This window comes from Pseudoxanthomonas sp. UTMC 1351, from assembly GCF_040948865.1.
In the GTDB taxonomy this organism is placed as follows: Bacteria; Pseudomonadota; Gammaproteobacteria; order Xanthomonadales; family Xanthomonadaceae; genus Pseudoxanthomonas_A.
Window position 1 is genome coordinate 1 of the sequence record NZ_JAVGJT010000032.1, and the last position, 20821, is coordinate 20821.

Annotated in this window: 16 protein-coding genes; 4 read left to right on the forward strand and 12 right to left on the reverse strand. The window is 62.9% G+C overall.

The window, feature by feature from the left end; translation table 11 throughout:
- The first annotated feature begins 203 nt into the window (after window positions 1–203).
- Complete coding sequence (locus tag AB6O04_RS17985) at window positions 204–1286, forward strand: alpha/beta fold hydrolase (protein WP_368565650.1); 1083 nt, start codon at window positions 204–206, stop codon at window positions 1284–1286.
- 609 nt (window positions 1287–1895) lie between these two features.
- Here the strand turns inward: AB6O04_RS17985 and AB6O04_RS17990 are convergent.
- Window positions 1896–2492 carry an NTP transferase domain-containing protein gene (locus AB6O04_RS17990; RefSeq protein WP_368565652.1) on the reverse strand — a complete coding sequence of 199 codons (597 nt, stop codon included), beginning with the start codon at window positions 2490–2492 and terminating at the stop codon, window positions 1896–1898.
- A complete protein-coding gene (locus tag AB6O04_RS17995; protein WP_368565653.1) occupies window positions 2489–3451 on the reverse strand; it encodes an XdhC family protein in 963 nt (320 codons plus the stop codon). The genes AB6O04_RS17990 and AB6O04_RS17995 overlap by 4 nt, the downstream gene beginning before the upstream one ends.
- Before the next feature lie 270 nt (window positions 3452–3721).
- Here AB6O04_RS17995 and AB6O04_RS18000 point away from each other — a divergent pair, with 270 nt between their 5' ends.
- The 3 genes from AB6O04_RS18000 (at window position 3722) to AB6O04_RS18010 (ending at window position 7074) form a co-directional block, all read left to right on the forward strand.
- A complete protein-coding gene (locus AB6O04_RS18000) occupies window positions 3722–4177 on the forward strand; it encodes a (2Fe-2S)-binding protein (RefSeq protein WP_368565654.1) in 456 nt (151 codons plus the stop codon).
- A gap of 89 nt (window positions 4178–4266) precedes the next feature.
- Window positions 4267–6459 carry a molybdopterin cofactor-binding domain-containing protein gene (locus tag AB6O04_RS18005; RefSeq protein ID WP_368565656.1) on the forward strand — a complete coding sequence of 731 codons (2193 nt, stop codon included), beginning with the start codon at window positions 4267–4269 and terminating at the stop codon, window positions 6457–6459.
- A 9-nt stretch (window positions 6460–6468) separates the two neighbouring features.
- Window positions 6469–7074: a hypothetical protein gene (locus AB6O04_RS18010; protein ID WP_368565657.1), complete on the forward strand. Its 606-nt coding sequence runs from the start codon at window positions 6469–6471 to the stop codon at window positions 7072–7074.
- Between the two features lie 374 nt (window positions 7075–7448).
- Here the strand turns inward: AB6O04_RS18010 and rarD are convergent, their stop codons facing one another.
- The 10 genes from rarD to AB6O04_RS18060 all read right to left on the reverse strand — a co-directional run bounded on the left by rarD (window position 7449) and on the right by AB6O04_RS18060 (window position 20581).
- A complete protein-coding gene (rarD, locus tag AB6O04_RS18015) occupies window positions 7449–8363 on the reverse strand; it encodes an EamA family transporter RarD (RefSeq protein ID WP_368565659.1) in 915 nt (304 codons plus the stop codon).
- Window positions 8363–9268 (reverse strand): drug/metabolite exporter YedA, encoded by a 906-nt coding sequence (gene yedA, locus AB6O04_RS18020; protein ID WP_368565660.1) that lies wholly within the window; start codon window positions 9266–9268, stop codon window positions 8363–8365. Before yedA ends, rarD begins: the two co-directional genes overlap by 1 nt.
- Before the next feature lie 344 nt (window positions 9269–9612).
- Window positions 9613–10521, reverse strand: coding sequence for a bifunctional transcriptional activator/DNA repair enzyme AdaA (locus tag AB6O04_RS18025; protein ID WP_368565661.1), 909 nt, complete (start codon window positions 10519–10521; stop codon window positions 9613–9615).
- Window positions 10522–10695: 174 nt separating this feature from the next.
- Entirely contained in the window at window positions 10696–12885 is a 2190-nt protein-coding gene (locus tag AB6O04_RS18030) for a carboxy terminal-processing peptidase (protein ID WP_368565663.1), read from the reverse strand.
- Window positions 12886–13261: 376 nt separating this feature from the next.
- The gene (gene lipA / locus AB6O04_RS18035; protein WP_368565665.1) at window positions 13262–14287 is read right to left on the reverse strand and encodes a lipoyl synthase; all 1026 of its coding nucleotides are present in this window, start codon (window positions 14285–14287) and stop codon (window positions 13262–13264) included.
- Window positions 14288–14721: 434 nt separating this feature from the next.
- A complete protein-coding gene (locus tag AB6O04_RS18040) occupies window positions 14722–15819 on the reverse strand; it encodes a hypothetical protein (protein WP_368565666.1) in 1098 nt (365 codons plus the stop codon).
- Window positions 15738–16907: a hypothetical protein gene (locus AB6O04_RS18045; RefSeq protein ID WP_368565667.1), complete on the reverse strand. Its 1170-nt coding sequence runs from the start codon at window positions 16905–16907 to the stop codon at window positions 15738–15740. The genes AB6O04_RS18040 and AB6O04_RS18045 overlap by 82 nt, the downstream gene beginning before the upstream one ends.
- Before the next feature lie 188 nt (window positions 16908–17095).
- Window positions 17096–18607 (reverse strand): carotenoid oxygenase family protein, encoded by a 1512-nt coding sequence (locus AB6O04_RS18050; RefSeq protein WP_368565668.1) that lies wholly within the window; start codon window positions 18605–18607, stop codon window positions 17096–17098.
- A 10-nt stretch (window positions 18608–18617) separates the two neighbouring features.
- Window positions 18618–19046, reverse strand: a complete 429-nt coding sequence (locus AB6O04_RS18055; protein WP_368565669.1) for a DUF2141 domain-containing protein — start codon at window positions 19044–19046, stop codon at window positions 18618–18620.
- Between the two features lie 461 nt (window positions 19047–19507).
- Entirely contained in the window at window positions 19508–20581 is a 1074-nt protein-coding gene (locus AB6O04_RS18060; protein WP_368565670.1) for a 3-deoxy-7-phosphoheptulonate synthase, read from the reverse strand.
- Window positions 20582–20821 lie beyond the last annotated feature (240 nt).

Sequence of the window (20821 nt, forward strand, 5' to 3'; positions counted from 1 at the left end):
AGGCCGGGGCCCAGCGACTTTGCCATCTGGAGTGCGAGGCACTGGGTCCCGGCCTGCGCCGGGACGACGATGAATATTGATTCTGGTCGCTACTCGGGGAAATCCCGGCTGAACTGTCACGTATTTGTCATCGTTTTGAGGTAGCGGCACTCGCCAGGCTACCGCTATGGTGCGCGACCGTTTGCTCCCCATTGTTGCCCGCCATGCTGCGCCTGCTCGCGCTGGCCTGCGTCTGCTTGTCGCTGGCCGGCTTCACCTTTACCTCTACCCAACTGCCCTCTCTGTCGCTGAGCGATCGCCTGGCCGCGCCCGGCGGAGTGTCGCCGTTGCTGCCGCTCGCGCGAATCGATGCACTGTTGACCCGGTTGCCGCATCACGATGGCTTCGTCACCACCGCTGGCGGCGTGCGCCTGTATTGGCGCGCGTTCGATCCGGGCGATTACGGAATGCGCTACCGCTACGATGGCGGAACCGCCGACAACCGCATGGATTTCGATCTCGACGTCACCGCACCTAAGTCGCCGCAGGTGGTCGCGCCGCGCGGCACCGTGGTGCTGCTGCACGGCTGGATGATGGATAGCGGTTCGCTGCTGCCATGGGCGTTGGAACTGGCGCAGGCCGGCTACCGCACCATCGGCATCGACTTGCGCAACCACGGACGTTCTGGACCGGCGCCGTCCGGCTACGGCACTCGCGAAGGCGAGGATGTGGTCGCGGTATTGCGTGAGCTACGCACGCGCGGCGAAATCACCGGTCCGCTGCATGTCATGGGTGTGTCCTATGGCGCGGCAACCGCGATCTTCGCGGCGCGCGACCTGGGCGTGCAGGCCGGCGGCGTGGTGGCGATGGAATCATTCGACAACGCCGGTAGCGCGATCCGCGACATGGTCCCGCACATGCTGTCGCGGCCACCGGAACGCTGGAGCGATTGGCTGGCCTTGCCATTGGCGCGCTGGCAATACGACGGTAAATCATTGGACACGGCTATTGCCGATGCCGACCGCAAGCTCGGGTTGGATCTGGATCGCATTGACGTAGGTGCCGCGCTGGCGCAGGCGCCTGCTTGCGTGCTGCTGATCCATGGCCGCGACGACCAACACATCCCGGTCGCACATGGTCGTCTTCTGGCAGCAGCGGCTCCACGCGCGCGCTATCTGGAAATCGCCGGTGAAGATCATTTGAGTTTGCCGATGCGGCTGGATCGATTGGCACCCACGGTAGTCGATTGGTTCGAGCGCACGCCGGCGGCGAGCAAAGATTGTCCACAGCCGTTGCTGCCGGGTTAGTCGCGCCGGGATTGTCTTTCGTAGAGCGGAGCTGCGCCCGTGATAGTACCGAGTCGGTAGCAATGGGGCCGTCGCAACGGCAGGCGATAGCGAATAGTTATTTAAGGGCGCCTCGTAGAGCCGATATCCTGTATTGACCGTCAAACCGTGATGGCGGCAGTGTCGACACAACATCCTTGTGGGAGCGACGTGAGTCGCGACGTTGATGTTTCCGGTCGCGACTTACGTCGCTCCCACAAAGACTTCGTCCATTCTTTCGTAGAGCGGAGCTTGTTTAAATCCCCTTGGGGGGCTCCGCTTCTCTAGATTTTTTTCGCTCCGGGCCGAAGAGCAGCCGGGCAAGCTCGGCTCTACGAGAAGCGCAGGTCACCGTCCGTTCAAATGCCGTTCGCTCCACGTAAAGCGGAGCTTGCTCCGCTGCTCTAGATTTTTTCACTCCGGATCGAAGAGCAGCCGAGCAAGCTTGGCTCTACGAGAAGCGCAGGCCACCGTCCGTTCAAATGCCGTTCGCTCCACGTAGAGCGGAGCTTGCTCCGCTGCTCTAGATTTTTTCACTCCGGATCGAAGAGCAGCCGAGCAAGCTCGGCTCTACCAAAGCATCCTACGAAGCTAATCCAACCATCCCTTCGCGACAGCCGCAACAACATCATCCTCAGTATCCAAATCATGCTGCAATTCCGGCGCTGTCATCATCGCCAAACCATCGCGCGGAAATGCATTAAGGATCTCGCCCAGACCGTGGTCGCCACGCAAACTGTAGGCCGTGCGCAGAACCGGCGCGGAGACCACGACGGGGATGCCGATCCGCTCGCCATGGAGAGTGGCCGCACAACCGGAAGGCGTTTTTTGCGCGATATCCAGCAAGTCCTGCAGATGCGAGATAGCCAACGCAGGTTGATCGCAAGACAAAATCAGCGTCGGTCCCGTGTGACGCGCCAACGCGGAAGCGGCCACGCGCAAGCTACTGCCCAGCCCGCCTTGCCAGTGGGTGTTGATCAGCAATTCGATGGGCAGGTCGTGCACGGCAGCACCCACTTCGTCAGCGTAGCCGCCGCATACCACCAGCAAGCGATCAGGTGCGGTCTCCATCGCCAGGCGCGCGGTGCGATGCACCAGCGTTTCGCCATCGCGCAGAAGCAACTGCTTGGGCCGGCCCAGGCGGCGACTACCACCCGCGGCCAGCACGATGACGGCATGCGGCTTCATGCTTCGAGTCCGTTGCGCCAGGCTTGCAGCTGCGCGGCGATGCTCAACGCAATCGCTTCCGGTCCATAGCCACCCAGGTCCAGCCCGACCGGCGAACGCAGGCGCGACAACAATTGCGTATGCGCGGACGGTGGCAACAAACGGAACAGATCCTCGCGGCGACGGTTTGGACCCAGCAGCCCGATAAAGGGAATAGCGGTATCGGCCAGCATCGCCAACGCCTCGCGATCCAGTTCGAAGTGATGGTGCATCACCAGCGCCGCATCGAAACGGCCAGCGGCCACTATCTTCGCGGCCGATGAAGGTGTCGCTTCAGTGGTGTCGTCTGCCATTTCCCGCACCGGCAACCAGCGCGAGCGCCGTTCGACCAGATGAGTTATCCAGCCGGACTGGCGCAGCAACGGCAATAGCGCCGGCGTCTCCGGCCCACCACCGAACACCGCCACGGCGGGCGGTGGCGCAATCGACACCTGCATCGTTGCCGTCATTGGCCAGGGCGGCTGTGCCGCTGTAAGCCGCCAGTGCTGGCGATGTTCGCCGACGCTAGCGGTCAGCGCACCATCGGCCTGCAGTTGCAGCACTAGCGCGCCCTGGCGCTGCCGCCACGCTTGCACCAGTGCGGGCCAGCCGGGCAACAGACGCAGCGGTATCAATGCGATATGCAGACGGCCGCGGCATCCCAGCGCGGAGCCGGAAAGCAGGTCTTCGTCATCGCGGGTATCGATGTCCATCCACGTCAGCTGCGCATCGCGGTCGGCCGCGGCGGCGCGCTCGGCGATCTCCGGTTCCAGGCAACCGCCGCTGAGCCAACCCCACTGTCGCTGCGCCTCGCCGAACAATGCCATGCCGCCGGCACGTACGTAGGTGGAGCCTTCGGTATCGACCACCAGCGCGAGCACCGCCGACTGTGCGGTCGCGGCATGGGCGGATTGTTCAAGGATGCGGGCGGTGCTGGACATGCGCGTCACGATGGCCCAGGCCAGGGTGGATTGGCAACCGCGAAACTACTGAGTTCCCGGGCATCCACCGCCCTCCTTCGCGATCAGGCAAACATCCAGCAGGATCAGGCAATCGCCAAAGGGCGGCAGGGAGTAATGTCAGCTGGCCCTATTGATTCGGAACAGCCCGAATCAATCTCCACCCTTTCCTCCCCCGAGAAGCAGGGGAGGAAAAAGAGAGGCACTCGATGTTCGAGTGCCGCATACCCAAGCCATCGCCAGGGAATTCCCATGAAGCTGCAAGTCAACGGTGCCGATCACGAAGTAGAAGCTGCGCCCGATATGCCGCTGCTGTGGGTTCTGCGGGACCTGATGGGGCTGACCGGCACCAAGTTCGGTTGCGGCACCGCCCAATGCGGCGCCTGTACCGTGCATATCGATGGTGCCCCCCTGCGCTCCTGCGTCACGCCAGTAGCCGCGGTTGCCGGCAAGAACATCACTACGATCGAAGGTTTGTCCGCTGACGGCACGCACCCGGTGCAGCAGGCGTGGACCGAACTGGATGTCGTGCAATGCGGCTACTGCCAATCCGGGCAGATCATGTCCGCCGTTGCGCTGCTGGCCAAGGTGCCCACGCCCACCGATACCGATATCGACCAAGCGATGTCCGGCAACATCTGCCGTTGCGGCACGTACCCGCGCATCCGCGCGGCGGTGCATCGCGCCGCCACGCTGGCCAAAGGTTGACGTCTCGAAAGCAGTCAGCTTCCGCTTGCATCCTGTAGTCGAACAGCAGGTTCCTCACGACGTTCGTAACGCCATTGCCGGAGATTCTTGTGAACGCTGTGACCAATAATTCCCGCCGTAATTTTTTGAAAGCCGGTGCCGTCATCGGCGGCGGCCTGGTAGTCGCTTTCGTGGTGCCCGGCGCGCGCCGCTTCGCCCATGCGCAAACGCCCGCCGCTGCTGCTGCGTTCGCGCCCAATGCATTCCTGCGGATCGGCAGCGACGACAACGTGACGGTATTGCTGGCGCACTCGGAAATGGGCCAGGGCATCTGGACCACGCTGCCGATGCTGATCGCCGAAGAACTGGACGCCGACTGGACCAAAATCAAGGTGGAACACGGCGCCGCATCGCCCGCCTATGCCCACGCGGTGTTCGGCATGCAGATGACCGGCGGATCCAGCACGACCTGGTCTGAGTTCGATCGCTACCGCCAGGCCGGCGCCGCGGCGCGCGCGCTGCTGATGCAGGCAGCGGCTGATCGTTTGAAAGTACCCGTAGCAGAGCTGCGCACCGAGAACGGTGAAGTGATCGCCGGCAACCAGCGCCTGCGTTACGGCGACCTGGCCGACGCGGCGGGAAAGCTGACGCCGCCGGATCCCAAGTCGCTGACGCTTAAAGATCCGAAAGACTGGAAATTCATCGGCAAGAGCACCAAGCGTCTGGATACGCCGGAGAAAATCACCGGGCGCGCGAAGTTCGGCATGGATGTCCAGTTCGAGGGTCTGCTGACCGCCGTGGTGGCGCGGCCGCCTGTATTCGGCGGCAAAGTCGCTTCGTTCGACGACAGCGCGGCCAAGGCTATTCCCGGCGTGCGCCAGGTGGTGCAGGTGCCCAGCGGAGTAGCGGTTGTCGCGGATCATTATTGGGCGGCCAAGCTGGGCCGCGATGCATTGAAAGTGGAGTGGGATCTGGGGCCGAACGCCGGCCTGGACACCACCGAATTGCGCCAGCAATTCGCCGCGTTGGCGCGCACGCCTGGCGCCGTGGCCACACAGGCCGGCGATGCCGCAGCGGCAATGGGCAAGGCGGCCAAGGTGGTGGAGGCCGAGTACAGCGTTCCTTATCTGGCGCATGCGCCGATGGAACCGCTGAACTGCACCGTGAAGATTTCACCCGACGGCTGCGACATCTGGACCGGCACGCAATTCCAGACGGTCGATCAGCAGGTCGCGGTCGGCATCACGGGATTGAAGCCGGAACAAGTGCGCATCCACACGACGTTCCTGGGCGGCGCCTTTGGCCGGCGCGCCACGCCCACGGCGGATTCCGTTACCGAGGCTGTGCACGTGGCGAAGGCGGCGAACGCGCCCGTCAAGACGGTCTGGTCGCGCGAGGACGATGTGCGCGGCGGCTTTTACCGGCCGGCCTACGTGCAACGCGCGAAGGTCGGGCTGGATGGCAACGGCATGCCGGTCGCCTGGCAACAGGTGATGGTGGGCCAGTCGATCATCACCGGTACGCCGTTCGAATCGGCAATGTTGAAAGATGGCGTTGACGCTACGTCGGTCGAAGGCGTCGCCGATTCGCCCTATATCTCGGGCACAGCGGCGCATCGCGTCGATCTGCATTCGCCACAGACCGGTATTCCGGTGCTGTGGTGGCGTTCGGTCGGACACAGCTACAACGGCTTCGTCATGGAGAGCCTGGTGGACGAGCTGGCGCACGCCGCCGGCAAGGATCCGGTGGAATACCGTCGCCTGCTGCTGAAGGATCACCCACGTCATCTGGCGGCCTTGAATCTGGCCGCGGAGAAATTCGGTTGGGGCAAACCCGCGGCACAGGGCCGCGGGCATGGCATCGCTGTGCACGAGTCCTTTGGCAGCTTCGTCGCGCAGGCGGCGGAAATATCCGTGGAGCGCGCCGCCGACGGTAGCAACGCCATTCGCGTGCATCGCGTGGTCTGCGCGATCGACTGCGGACCGGTGGTCAATCCGGACAACGTCACGGCGCAGATGGAAAGCGGTATCGCGTTTGGATTAGGTGCGGCGCTGCACAGCAAACTGACGTTCCTGGCAGGCCGTGTGCAGGAATCCAATTACCACGACTATCAAGTGCTGCGGCTCAACGAGATGCCAGTGGTCGAAGTGCACATCGTGCCCAGCACCGAGAAGATGGGCGGGGTGGGAGAGCCGGGCACACCACCGATAGCCCCTGCCGTCGCCAATGCGGTGTTCGCGTTGACCGGACAGCGTCTGCGCGACTTGCCGCTGCGCTTATCCGCCACCACGACGGAGGCTTGAGGAATGTCCATGCGAATCGCCGCAATCCCATTGATGGCACTGGCCGTCCTGACGCTCGCCGCCTGCGGGCAGCGCGTCAGTCCTGAGCAGCAAGCAGAAGCAGTGCGCGCCTTCGCCACGGTGGAGAAGGTCTTCCAGCACCCGCGCTGCAGCAACTGCCACATCCCGGGCGATCAACCGCTGCAGTTCGACAGCCAGACGCCGCACATGATGAATGTCGTCCGTGGCCCCGAAGGCAAAGGTGCGCCCGGCCTGCCCTGCTCCACTTGCCATGGCGAAGCCAATCTTCCCGCCAGCTACGGCCCGCATGCACCGCCCGGCGCGCCGCATTGGGCGCTACCGCCGCCGGATCAGAAGATGGCCTGGATCGGCGTACCCGCCTCCGAGCTATGCGCGATGATCAAGGACAAAAAGCAAAACGGTGATCGCGACCTGGAAGCGATGCTCCAGCACGTTGCCGAGGACAAACTGGTTTTGTGGGGCTGGCAACCTGGCGGCAACCGCGCACCGGTATCGGTACCTCACGACGAATTCGTCGCCGCGTTCAAAGCTTGGTCCGATGCCGGCGCGCCCTGTCCGGAGCGTGAGGTTGCCAAGGCGGGCGCCTCACGGTAAGCCGATGACCGTCAAACCATGTAGGAGCGCCGTCTCGGCGCGAGCTCTTTAGCTTCTATAGCGATCTGACGGGAGGAGCTCGCGGCGAGACGCCGCTCCTACAGGGAGTATCCCGTCTCTCATGGCAGCAGCGTCGACATAGCGTCCATGTGGGAGCGACGGCTTTCAACAGCCGAATGGCTGGTCAAGTCGCGACGTTGATGTTTCCGGTCGCGACTCACCGGTGGTGGCATGCCACCACCACTCCCACAAGGAGTCTATCCGTGGTTTTGTAGAGCCGAGCTTGCTCGGCTGCTCTCCGGCCCGTGTGCATAATGCTCAAAAAGCAGCGGAGCAAGCTCCGCTCTACGTAGAGCCACCACCGGAACGATGTACTACGCGCCTTCAGCCACCGGCACCGCAGGCCTACGCCGCGAGCGCCACAATCCGTCGCTGGCGAACACCAACAAGCCTACCCAAATCGCTGCAAATCCAATGGCCTGATCCGCGCCAAAATCTTCCTTGAAAACGAACACGCCAATCAGGAACTGGATGCTGGGCGCGATGTACTGCAACAGCCCGACCACCGACAACGGAATGCGCCGCACGCCATAGGCGAACCCGATCAACGGCACCGCCGTCACCACGCCGCCGAAGATCAGCAGCAGGCCACTCCACATGCCGCCGTGCAAAAACCCGCCACCGTGGCCCATCTCTGCCCACACCACATAAGCCAATGCGGGCAGGAACAGATAGACGCTTTCCACGCCCAATCCCGCCACTGCGTCCACCGAAATTATCTTGCGCAGAAGACCATACATGGCGAACGAAAACGCCAGGCCCAACGCGATCCATGGCGGCGAACCGGACTGCACGGTCAGCCAGCCGACACCCAATAACGCGAACGCCACCGCCACCCATTGCGCCGCGTTCAAGCGTTCGCGCAACAGCACCACGCCCATCAGCACGTTGATCAGCGGATTGATGAAGTAGCCCAGGCTGGTTTCCACCACATGGCCGGCATTCACCGCCCAGATGTACAGGCCCCAATTGAATGCAATGAACACGCTGCTGAGCGCCAACGTCGCCAGCGCGCGTGGCTGTTCGCGAATGGTCCGCCACCAGCCAAGTCCATTCCTCAACACCAGCCAGCCCACCACCAGCAAACCGCTCCAGACGATGCGATGCGCGATGATCTGGAATGACGGTACGGCTTTCAGCAGGTACCAGTACAACGGCACCACGCCCCACAACAGGAACGTCAGCGAGGTGACGATCAGACCTTTGCGGTCGATAGCCGCGGCGTTCATCAGCTGCGCTTCGCCTTGGCCAGCGTGATGATCACCACGCCCAGCAGGATCACGGCCATCGCGCCCAGGTCATGTGCGCTGAAGGTTTCATTGGCCAGCCAAGCGCCAAGCGCGACCGCGATGACCGGATTGACGTAAGCGTAGCTGCTCGCCAGTACCGGACGCGCGTTCTGCAGCAACCAGACGTAGGAACTGAACGCGATGATGGAACCAAACACCGCGAGATAACCGATGGCCGCAGCGCCCTTCATAGTCCACTCGCCGTCGAAACGCTCACCCACGAGCAAGCCGGTAATCATCAGGAACACGCCGCCACAGATCATCTGCGCGGATGCCGCCATGAAGGGAGAAGGTTGATCGCGGCCGCGCGACCACACCGAGCCGAACGCCCATGCCACCGGCGCGATCAACAGCAGCACCAGGCCTTTTGGAGAGGCAGTCAGCGTGCTGCCGGCATTGAGCCACACCACACCGGCGAAACCGACCGCGATGCCCAGCCATTCGCTGCGCGTGGGGTGCTGGCCGCGCATCATGCCGAACAATCCCATCCACAGCGGCACCGATGCAATGGCGATCGCGGCCAAGCCGGAGGAAACGGTCTCTTCGGCCAAGGTCACCAGGCCGTTGCCCAGCATCAGCAACAACGCACCCATGATGGCCAGGTTCTTCCATTGCGCGCGGGTCGGCGCGGGAACGCCACGCCAGCGCAGGAAAGCGAACATCAGCAATCCCGCCACCACGAAGCGGCTGCCGGACACCATCAGAAACGGCGGGAAGCCGCCCTCCAAGGCGAAGCGGATGCCGAGGTAAGTGGATCCCCAAACGATGTAGACAGTCGCCAGCGCCGCAACGACGGCTAAGCCGCCGCGCGCGGGCACGGCCGTGGCGGGTACGGAGGAATTCATGGGGGAGGCGTCTCGGGTATGGCGCGTATTTTAGGCCAGCCACATGTAGAGAATGCGGCAACGCGTCGCGAAAGGTTTGATACGACGTGTTGCATTTGGCTCAAGTCGTGCCGCGCCGTTGCGGGGGCGGTGCCGGCCTGTCGGCGCCGGTCGGTCGCGATCGAAAAACCCAAAGCTTTAGACACGGATCAACGCAGATGAACACGGATAGAAGTATTCGTTGCCTTATCCGGGCTTTCCGCGTTAATCCGCGTCAAAAGCTCTAGCTCTATTCCGATCGCAACAGGCGTTATCGGTAAAGCTACATCGCCACTTACGTCGCTCCTACAGGTTCGTGGGCTGGCTCAAGCCCGCTCGCGCTCCAGCAAACTCTGCTTCATCGGCAACCCCCAGCGGTATCCGCCCAGCGAACCGTCCCCGCGCACGATACGGTGGCAAGGCACCACCACCGCGACCCGGTTGTGTGCACAGGCGCTGGCAACGGCACGTGCCGCGCGCGGCGCGCCCAGTTGTTGCGCCAATGCGGCATAGCTCAGGGTCTCGCCGGCAGGAATCTTCATCAATGCGTCCCACACGCGCTTCTGGAAACTGGTGCCCATCAGGTCCAACGGCACCTCCGCGCGCAATCCTGCCAGCCGGTCGGCCACCGCTTGCAGGCGCGGCGCCAGGAACTCATCGCTGCCGGCATCCACGCGTTCGATCCGCGCCCGCGGGAATTCCTGGCGCAAGCGCCGTTCCAGCGCCTCGGCATCGTTGCCCAGCTCCACCGCGCAAATGCCGCGCTCGGTAGCCGCCACCAACGCCTTGCCCAGCGCGGTGTCGACCATCGACCAGCGGATCTCCACACCCAGGCCACCAGCGCGATAAGTGGCGGGTGTCATGCCCAGTTTCGCCGAGCTCTGTTCGTAGACGCGCGACGGCGAACCGTAACCGGCGTCGTATAGCGCCGCAGTGACATCGCTGCCAGCGCGCAATGCGGATTTCAGCGCCGTCAGCTTTTTCTGCGCCAGGTATTCCGCGGGGCTGATGCCATAGCGCGCGCTAAAACGGCGCTGCAAATGCGATGCGCTGAGACCGGTGTGGGCGGCCAGTTCGGCCAGCGAGGGTTCACCGCTGTCGAGCAGTTGCCGCGCCAGCTCCAGGGGGTCGTGCTTTGTGGGAGCGTGCTTTATGGGAGCGTGCTTCGTCGGAGCATGCTCCAAGCGGGCATCCTCCAGACGAACACGTTTCAAGGGGTCGTATTGTTTGGCCATGAAGTTCATGCGCCTAGGTTAGGACGGAGCGGAAAGCCCTGCTATCCGGATCTTGCGATCCCGCTTCAAAAACCAAGGGAGCCGGAAACGCGGAGAGGGTGGAAAGAAGCGCATCCGCGTTCTCACCACCCTCTCGGCATTTCCAGCGCTGGCGCCGCCTTTGACGCTAGCGCTTTACTCGGCCCAGCGGCCCGGACCAGTCGACTCAGGCAATACCTGCGCCGACAGCTTGCGGTCCTGGCCCAGCACGTCGATGGCATCGGCCAGGATCGCGGCCGATTCGCGCAGCAGCGGATCAGGGCGCTTATCGGCGAGCTTCTCGCGCGCGGCGTCCTTGATGATGTCGCGCTCGTTGGCGCCCAGACCATCGTCGGCCATGTCCTCGGCCAGCGGGTCCAGTGCCAGCCCCAACGTTTTGCGCTCGGCCTGGCGCTCGATACGCTGCTTGTCCTGCTTCTCGCGTTCGGCGCGGCGTTCTGCTTCGTTCAACGACAGGTATTTCTTGGCGGCTTCGGCGCGGAACTGCGCCACGTCTTCCGACCACCACTGGAATTCCTTGTCGGTGGTCGCGCGCGCGGCGTGCAACGCCTGCAAGCGCGGCACCAGCGGCGCGAAGTTGCCGTACTGCGTGTGCGGTACCGGGGCGATGCGGGTCCACGGCAAGGCGTTGTCGTAGGTGTTCTCGCCGTACTCGGTAGCATCGACGCTGACCGGGAATGCGATGTCCGGCACCACGCCCTTGTGCTGGGTGCTGCCGCCAGCGACGCGGAAGAACTGCGCGATGGTCAGCTTGACCTGACCGAACCGAGGCGTCTCGTTGCTCGGCCAACGATCCAGATCCACCAGGTTCTGCACCGTGCCCTTGCCGAAACTGGTCTCGCCGATCACCAGGCCGCGGCCATAGTCCTGGATGGCGCCAGCGAAGATTTCCGATGCGGAAGCGGAGCCGCGATTGATCAGCACCGCCAGCGGGCCGTCCCACGCCACGCCAGGCTTGCGATCGCTATTGACCGTCACTCGACCACCCGACTCGCGCACTTGCACCACGGGACCCTTGTCGATGAACAAGCCGGTCAGTTCCACCGCCTCGTCCAGCGATCCGCCGCCGTTGTTGCGCAGATCCATCACCACGCCGTCGACGCCTTCGGCCTTGAACTTGACCAGCAGCTTGGCGATATCGCGAGTCGCCGAGGTGAAGTCATTAGGGTTGCGGCGGCGGCCTTCGAAGTCCTGATAGAACGCCGGCAGCTTGATCACGCCGATGCGGCGCTCCGGCTCGTTGCCGTGCGCCGGCAAGGTAATGGTCTCCGCCTTGGCGGCCTGCTCTTCCAACTTGACCTTCTGGCGCGTGATGGTGACCTGCGCGTGCTTGCCGTCGATACCGGCTTCGGCCGGGATGTACTCGATGCGCACCTGCGTGTCTTTCTTGCCGCGGATCTTCGCCACGACGTCATCGATGCGCCAACCGATCACGTCGGTAAGCGGGCCCGAGCCACCCTGTCCCACGGCGACGATGCGATCGCCCACCTTCAACTTGCCGCTGAGGTCGGCCGGGCCACCGGGGACGATCTCGCGGATCGCCACCAGATCGTCCTGGCGCTGCAGCACCGCGCCGATGCCTTCCAGCGACAACGACATGGACTGATTGAAGTTTTCCGCGGTCTTGGGTGTGAAGTAGTCGGTATGCGGATCGATGGCCGAGGTATACGCGTTGAGGAACGTCTGGAAGACATCCTCGCTCTTCAATTCGCCGACGCTGCGCTTGAGGTTGGCGTAACGCTTGTCGAGCGTCTTGCGGATGTCCTCCGGCTTCTTGCCGGCCAGCTTCAATCGCAGCCAGTCGTTCATCACCGACTTCTTCCAGATCTCGTCCAGCTGCTGCGAGTCGGTTGCCCAGGGCGCTTCCTCGCGGTCGTATTCCCAGCGTTCTTGACCGCTGAAGTCGAAATTCTGCTTCAGCAGCGCGCGCGCATAGGCCACGCGCTGATCGACGCGTTGGCGGTACAGCGCGAAGATGTCGTAGGCCGGCGCGAGGTCGCCATTGCGGATGGCGTCGTCCATCTGCGTCTTATAGGGCTCGAACTTGGCGATGTCGGCCGCGGTGAAAAATTGCTTACCGCTGTCCAGCGCTTCCAGATAGCGCTTGAAGACATCCTGCGAAAGCGCGTCGTCCAGCGCCCGGGGGCGATAGGCGTAGCGGCTGTCGGACAGCAGTCCGTACACCAGCTTGGAGGTCGTCGACTGATCGGCACTGGGCGCGGTCGGCAGACCGGCCGGCAGAGCCTCGCCTTCGCCGCGCGCCAGCAATGCCAGCGGGGTGGTCAGGGCCAGTGCCAGGAGTACAACAGGGAGTCTTGGTTTCATACGACAGCTCGGGCCCTCAAGGCCGGAAGGTGGATGCTACGGAAGCGCTTGGACCGGTTCACTGTGCCGAAAGTTGCAGCACCTGTCACCTTGTCCGGAGCAGCCAGCCTAGCCGCGTAAACGTAGAGAAAAGTGAATGGGATCGTATCGGGCGACGCCGCGGCGCGCGGGCCGAAAACAGCCCGCAAGAAGCCGAAAGGACAAATAGGGTGGGCCCTGGCCCACCGATGAACCGCGATACTGCCCCAACTACATTCTTGCGACGTTCACAACAGCGCGGTGGCCGACCGGCATGACTTGCCTATTGCTGTGAGGCGACGAGCCGCTGGTCTTTCGGGCAGTGTAGCGGCGCCTTAGCGGTGGGCCTGGGCCCACCCTACGCCGCTACGCCCGCCTCGGCCGCCTGGCGATCCGCGTGATACGAAGAACGCACCAGCGGGCCGGAAGCGACATGGCTGAAGCCCAGCTCGTCACCGTAGAGCTCCAGCTCCTTGAACTCGTCCGGTGTCCAGTAGCGCATCACCGGATGGTGATGGGCGGTGGGCTGCAGGTATTGGCCGATGGTGACCATGTCCACGTCGTGCGCACGCAGATCGCGCAGGGTGGCCTTCACCTGCTCCATGGTTTCGCCCAGGCCCAGCATGATGCCGGACTTGGTGGGCAGTTGCGGATGCTGCTGCTTGAACTTCTGAAGCAAGGTCAGCGACCACTGGTAATCGGCGCCTGGACGTACGTTGGGGTACAGATCCGGCACGGTTTCGATGTTGTGATTGAACACGTCCGGCGGATTCGTCGCGAGGATTTCCAGCGCGCGATCCATGCGGCCTTTGCCGCGGAAGTCGGGCGTGAGGATTTCGATACGCGTCCTGGGCGAATGCTCGCGTATCGCCGCGATGCAATCGACAAAATGCTGAGCACCGCCATCACGCAGATCGTCGCGGTCGACGGATGTCACCACCACATACTTCAGACCCATATCGGCGACGGTCGTCGCCAGGCTCAGCGGTTCACTGGCATCTGGCGGCTTGGGCCGGCCATGGGCTACATCGCAGAACGAACAGCGTCGCGTACAGACCTCGCCCAGGATCATGAAAGTGGCGGTGCCGTGACTGAAGCATTCGTGGATGTTCGGGCAGCTGGCTTCTTCGCACACCGTGACCAGCCGATTCTCGCGCAGCTTCGCTTTCAGGCGCGCCACCGAACCATCCGAAGGAATGCGCACGCGTATCCAGGAGGGTTTGCGCAATACCGGCGCGTCGGCGAACTGAACCGGCGAACGCGAAATCTTGTCGCCACCCAGCTGTTTCACACCGGTTTCCAATGAAACGGCCGGCGCATTGCCTGAAGCAACATTGGCTGAAACGACTTGGAGTGGGATCTGGCGAGGAGTGGAATCGGTCATGCCGCCATTCTACTCCGAGCCCCAGGATCGGAGCCGAGTCTTCTTACAGGAATCCGGCCGCCACAAGCGGCTCGACATCACGCACCTGTTTGGCCCGCCTGTGGGATTGTTCCGGCCGGAGCACTCTGGAACGGGGCAAAAAAAAGCCCGCAAAGGCTAGGCCAATTGCGGGCTTTGCTCCCTCCCCCACGTCGGGATGCGGGACCATCGTGAAGTAGCTCTTGGCGATCTTGCACGCTGCACTGCAAAACAGAACTGAGCGGTTCAGTAGAGGGTCATATGGCCTGATATCTGTGAACCGGGTCGCAAGCCTTGTCCTACTTGGATGTTATCGATACCAGACCAATTCCGGATTCCCTGAAAAAGGCGCCCCGCCGGATCGCCACTTTCCAACCTGAACAGGGCGGCCAAGATTCGACCGCACCAAAAATGCGCTATTTGAGCAAGGCGGGCTGGGCGTCGTACCAGGCTTTGGCGCCGATCAGATGGAAACGTCGGCGGTCGTCCTTTAACTCCAGACCCACACTCAGCGCCCGCCACTTGGCGTAGAGCTGGCCGTTCCTGCGGGTGCCCTGCAACCGCAGCCGGGCATGCAGGTCGAAACGTCGGTTCCGCGCTTCCATGCTGTCCAGGATCAGGGTATCGGCATGCCATTGCACGCGGCCTCGCATTTGGGCCGAACCGGCATCTACCAAACGGTATATCCAGGCCGGGTATTCGCGTTGCCGCGAGAACAGCGACAGCAGGAATCCGACATCCTTCATCGTCACATTGGCGAAGCCGCCCGCGTTGAGCGGACGGTCCACGTCCAACTGCGCGCGGTCCAACACGATCCTGGCCCACCAGCCGCTGCGCGCCTCACCGCCTGGATCTCGGAAACCGACGTTTCTCAACTGCACGGTACTGCCGTCGACAACGAAGCGGCGGCGCTTCAAATCCGCGCGCCGCAACCGCAGATCGATATCCACATCGCCGCGTAGCTGCAAGCCGGCCATCGTCATCTGCGCCTGCCGCCCCACCACACGCAAAGTGCCATACCCGACATTACCCGCCGCATCCAGCACCAAATCGCCACTGAGTCGCCCAGAGCCTCCCAGAAAGCGCAATTGCGACTGCGGCAGGTATCGGTTGTAGACACGCAGGTCGGGCACCGAAGCATTCTTGAAGTTCACCTGTCCTTTCAGCGACTGGCGCAGATGGTCCAACTGGGCGCCGGCCTCCAGGCGCAGCCGCAGGTCGCGCCCCTGCACATAAGGTTTTTCCGGTGTTTCCACAGCGGCAATGTGGAAGCGCTCCATCACCGCATCCAATCGCGGCAGCAACTCGCCGTTGGGGCCAGCTTCCAGACGGATATCGGCACGCGCGCGGCCGCGGATGCGGTTGCCCATCACGTCCGCCACGGCGTCCACATCCGGCACGCCGATGCGGCTGCCTGCCGCCAACTGTCCGTTCACCACCTGCACGTCGGCATCGACATCGCCCGCCCCGTCCAGCGACAGCCAAGGTGCCTGAGGAAAGAAATCGCCCGCCAACGCAGCGAACCGAACCGCCAGCGCGCCACCACATGCCCCGATGCACGCGGGATCAGCGTGGTGAAATTGCGCAGCGGAACCTGTGTGCCGGCGATGCGCAGATCCGCGTCCACCGACAGCTTTCCTTCGGCTTGCGGCGGCACCTTCATTTTCAATGCGATATCGCGATCGACCGAAAGCGCGATGTCCAGTTCGTCTTTATGCTCACCACCGGCGATGTCACGCCCCGTGACTGGTGCCGTCCACCGCAACTCGCTACCAGGCTTCAACGCGCCGCGCGAAAGCGCGAGATCGATGTGTGCGTTGCCTTTGCCCGGCAACGATGTCACCGCGACCTTGCCCGCCGGACTGACCTGGATATCCAGTGCGGCGGTAACGCCATCCAGTTTCAAGCGCGCATCGGTCTTCAACAGTTTGTCGATACCGATGGCTTCAGTACTACGGTGCTGCGCAATGGCGAACTCGGCATCGAGCGTACCCTCCCGCAGCCACTCGGCACCTCCATAGGTCAAACGCGCATTGCGAAATGTCGCCTTGGAAGGCAACAGCGCCATCGGGCCACCGCGCAATTGCTTGAAAAAGCCTACTTCCGCGTTGCCTTGTCCTTGCAATACGAGACCGCCGAAACGGCTCTGGCCTATTGAGGCGCTGACGATGCGATCGAAGCGCAGCGTCCATCCCTCGCCTGATCGCGACGAAGATGCCGAGACAGGTGCCGCCTGCTTCCGGTCGACGCTGCCACTGACACTATCCACACGCAGTTCGGGTACATGCACGTGTTTGCGCAAAAGCTGCAGCAGCGCGATGCGCCCGCTGGCGCGACGCGCTTCCACCTGCCAGTCCGCACGCACCGCATGGCCTTGGATCTTTACATTCGCAATCGTGATGCGGCCAGGCCACCACGTGTGCCCGGAACTCCAGTGCATCTGGAACTTCTCGGGCATGCGATTCACCGTGGAAGGCCCGAGCGACGTATTGAGAAACAGATTGCCTGCGGCCAGGTATGCGCCGTAGAGCAGCAGCAAGGCCAACACGGTGCGGCGCAGCCAGCGCATTGCGCTGGTCGAAAAAGATGACGTCCTGTTCATGCGAACAGCATGCCCGAAGAGTTGCGCGTGGGGAATCGCGGCGAACTGGCGGGCTTCAATTATTCTTGGCGTTTATCGCGATCCGACAGAAAGAGCTCGCGCCGGGGACGGCGCTCCTACAAGAGCGTTTGCCTTGGTAGGAGCGCCGTCCCCGGCGCGAGCTCTTCGCCGTAGCGATGCAAGATGCACTAACCCACCGCAAAATGACCGTGGAAACCCAACGGGAACGCATACGGCAGCCACGCCTGCGCCAGCGGTCCATCGCTGACTCGCTGCGCATCCAACACCGCGATACCGCTGCGGCCACGTTCGGCATCCAACAAGGTTCCCACCAACCACCCATCGCCCGCACGACGACTACCTGGCCGAGGTACGAAGACATGCTCTTCGGCCATGATCGCGTCGCCATAACGATGCACTTGCCGTCGGCCGCGCTCCACGTCGAATGCCCCAACGGCATTGAAGTACGGTGTCGAGCTGCCTTCCGACACCGGCGCGTACAGGCGGGCGGCACGGTCGCCGCGGGTGCGTGGATCGAACAGCGGAAACTCCAGATCGCCAATGCCCGTATCCACCCAGCGCGCCTGGCCGCTGCGGAGATTCAATCGCAGATCGAACAAGCGGGTGGGAGAATTGACCGCGCTGCCATCTCCCTTCATTGCCGCCTTCAACGGCGATTTCGCTGCCTGGGCGTCGGTGTGATGCACCGCGCGGACGACGATCTCGCCATTCTTCTCGAACGCATCTCCGAAGTGATAGACCGCGGCGAAGTCCGCTTCGAACCACCGCGTTTGCTCGGCCGAATCCTTTGGCACAACGGCGATACGGCACGCCTGATCGGTGCTGAAATGCAGGCGCTCGAAGAATGCGCCCTCGCCTTCCGCATAGCGAAATGGCGCGAGTACGAATATCAGGTGCTTTTCTGTCATTGCGAAGCTGTGCAGATAGCCGTGTATCGGCGTTTCCAACACATTGGCGGTGATCAGCATTCCGTTGGCGCCGACATGCCAGACCATCAGGCCCGCTCCGCCCATCAACCCAATGGAACCGAAGTTCCAAAGCGACCCGTCGCGGTCCTTCAGCGGATGCGCGGAGAACGGCACCGCCACAAGATCGTCACGCCAGGTGACGGGACCCAACGTCGTCAGCTGATCCGGATCCAGTTCGAAGGCCGAACCCCCTTCATGCAACGCAAACAAACGTCCATTGATCGTCGTTACCGACGTATTAGCGGTATTGACGTCGTCGTTGTTGCGAACGGCCCGCACATCCGGAATGGATGTGCCCGCCGCCGGATAGAGAAAACGTCCGGCTTTTTGTTCGCGCACGAACTTGGGTGTGGCGACCATGCGCGACCGGTGAGTAACGCTGCCTTCATCGAAATGCCAGCCGTGCACCATGCCGTCGCCATCGAACCAGTGTTCATAGCGGAACCCGGCACGTTCGGTCCACGCGGGACCATTGCGGTACAACGTGCCGGCGAAGCCATCCGGAAGGCGGCCTTGCAGTTCGACCGTCGTTGGGCCGAATGATTCGGTGTTGACGCTTTTCCAGCCTGCGAGCCAGGGATGCTCTCGAAGACCGGTGGCGAATCGCGAAGCGTCGCCCGCCTGCACCCATTCGCCATGCAGCAGCGTAGGGCCTACGGCGAGCGCGGTAGCACCGGACAGAAAATTACGGAGGAAGCGGCGGCGATCCATGGTGATGTCCTCAGCGCAGCGTGACGTCGATGGCCTGGTCGGCCGCCAACTCGAAGCGCGCTTCTTCCCAGGTTGGCTTGCGCATCACCGCTGGGTTGTTGCTGAAACCGTAGCCTTCGGTCGGCATACCCATGAAGTTGCTGTCCAGCTTGCCGTTGCCGTTTTCGTCGTGGCTGATCATCACCGCGTAGGTGCCCGGCGCGAGATCCTTGAACACGAACGTGGCGCCGTCGCCCTGCGGCGGCGCGCCGTCGGCTTTCACCGGAGCGGCCTTGCCGTCCCAACCTGGCACGCCATCGACCAGCGCCACCTTCAGCACGCCCGTCTGGGCACGAATGTCGTGGATGCGAACGGTGAGTTCGGCCGCCTGCGCGTTGATGCAGGACAAACCGGCGGTCAATGCGGATGCAACGAGGAAGTAGTGAAGGCGACGATTCATGGCGAAGTCCTCTGGCAATGTCGGCTCGACAAGGCCAGTCTGCTTCGGCGTGTCGTCAGGGTCAGTTGCCTGAGGTCACTACTTCCAGGTGCCGGAAGTCATTTTGTGCGGTGGTTTGCAGGGCCTCATGGATTCGAGGTCACCGCGCGTCTCGTAGAGCGGAGCTTGCTCCGCTGCTCTTCGTGTCCGTTGCCTCAGAGCCAAAAGCAGCGGAGCAAGCTCCGCTCTACGGCATCGGCTATTGGTTATCGCCTGCCGTTGCGACGGCATTGTTGCCATTGCTTCGGTCCTATCGCGGGGCGCGCCGTTGCGACGGCCTCATTGCTACTGACTCCGTACTATCGCGAGGCGCAGCTAGGCTCTACAAAGGCGCGAATGAATTTCTTGTGGGAGCGACGTAAGTCGCGACCGGAAACACCAACGTCGCGACTTACGTCGCTCCCACAAGGAAGCATACGGTGCTAAGCCGCCTGCGACAGCCGGCGCTCGCGGCGGCGGCGGACGGCTTCGGCCAGGCGCTCCAGCACGGCGACCGAAGCATCCCAACCGATGCAACCATCGGTGATGCTCTGGCCGTAGATCAGCGTCTGCCCGGGAACCAATTCCTGGCGGCCGGCGACCAGATGGCTTTCGATCATCGTGCCGATGATCCGGTGGTCGCCGGCTTCCACCTGCGCAGCGATGGCATCGACCACGCGTGGCTGATTCTCCGGATCCTTGCTGCTGTTGGCATGACTGGCGTCGATCATCAGGCGCGCGGGCAGGCCCGCCTTCGTCAGCACCAGGCTGGCCGCCTCCACGCTTTCTGCGTTGTAGTTGGGCGCTTTGCCGCCGCGCAGGATCACATGGCAGTCGGGATTGCCGGTGGTGGATGCGATCGCGGAGCGGCCTTCCTTGGTGACGGCCAGGAAATGGTGCGGATGCGAGGCGGCATTCACCGCATCGGCGGCGATTTTCACGTTGCCGTCGGTGCCGTTCTTGAAGCCGACGGGACAGGACAAGCCGGAGGCCATTTCGCGATGGATCTGGCTCTCGGTGGTGCGCGCGCCAATCGCGCCCCAGGCCACCAGATCGGCGATGTACTGCGGTGATGTGGTATCCAGATATTCGCAGCCGGCCGGCAAGCCGAGGCGGTTGATGTCGCGCAGCAACCCGCGCGCCAACCGCAACCCTTCATTGATACGGAAGCTGCCATCCAGGTCCGGATCGTTGATCAGGCCTTTCCAACCGACAGTGGTGCGCGGTTTTTCGAAATACACGCGCATGACGATTTCCAGGTCCGCGCCCAGCGTATCGCGCAGCGGACGCAGCCGACGCGCGTATTCCATCGCGGCAAGGGGATCGTGGATCGAACAGGGACCGATGACGACCGCCAGGCGATCGTCACGGCCATGCAGGATGTCGTGCAACGCCTGCCGGCTGTTGGCAACGGTTTCGGAAACCACGTCGTCGCACGGTAGTTCGGAAATCAACTGCGCAGGCGGTGTGAGCGGTTCAAGCTTGCGGATGCGCAGGTCGTCGGTATGGGGGGCCATAGGTGTTTCTCCAGTTATTTTGTTCCGCCGGCCCTGGCAGCAAAAAAGCCGCCAGGGTGGCTGGCGGCTTTCAGGGGATGCTTCTGTTTCAAATCTTCAGAGCGATCGCAACCCTTCCTCCGCCAGCGGCATTGGAAAACCGTAATACCAAAAGTAAAAGCGGGCGCGGGGTGCGTTCGTTGGCGCCATTGATAACACAGGTTTTGGCGGGTTACGAATGTTTCATCTGCAACGGGCATC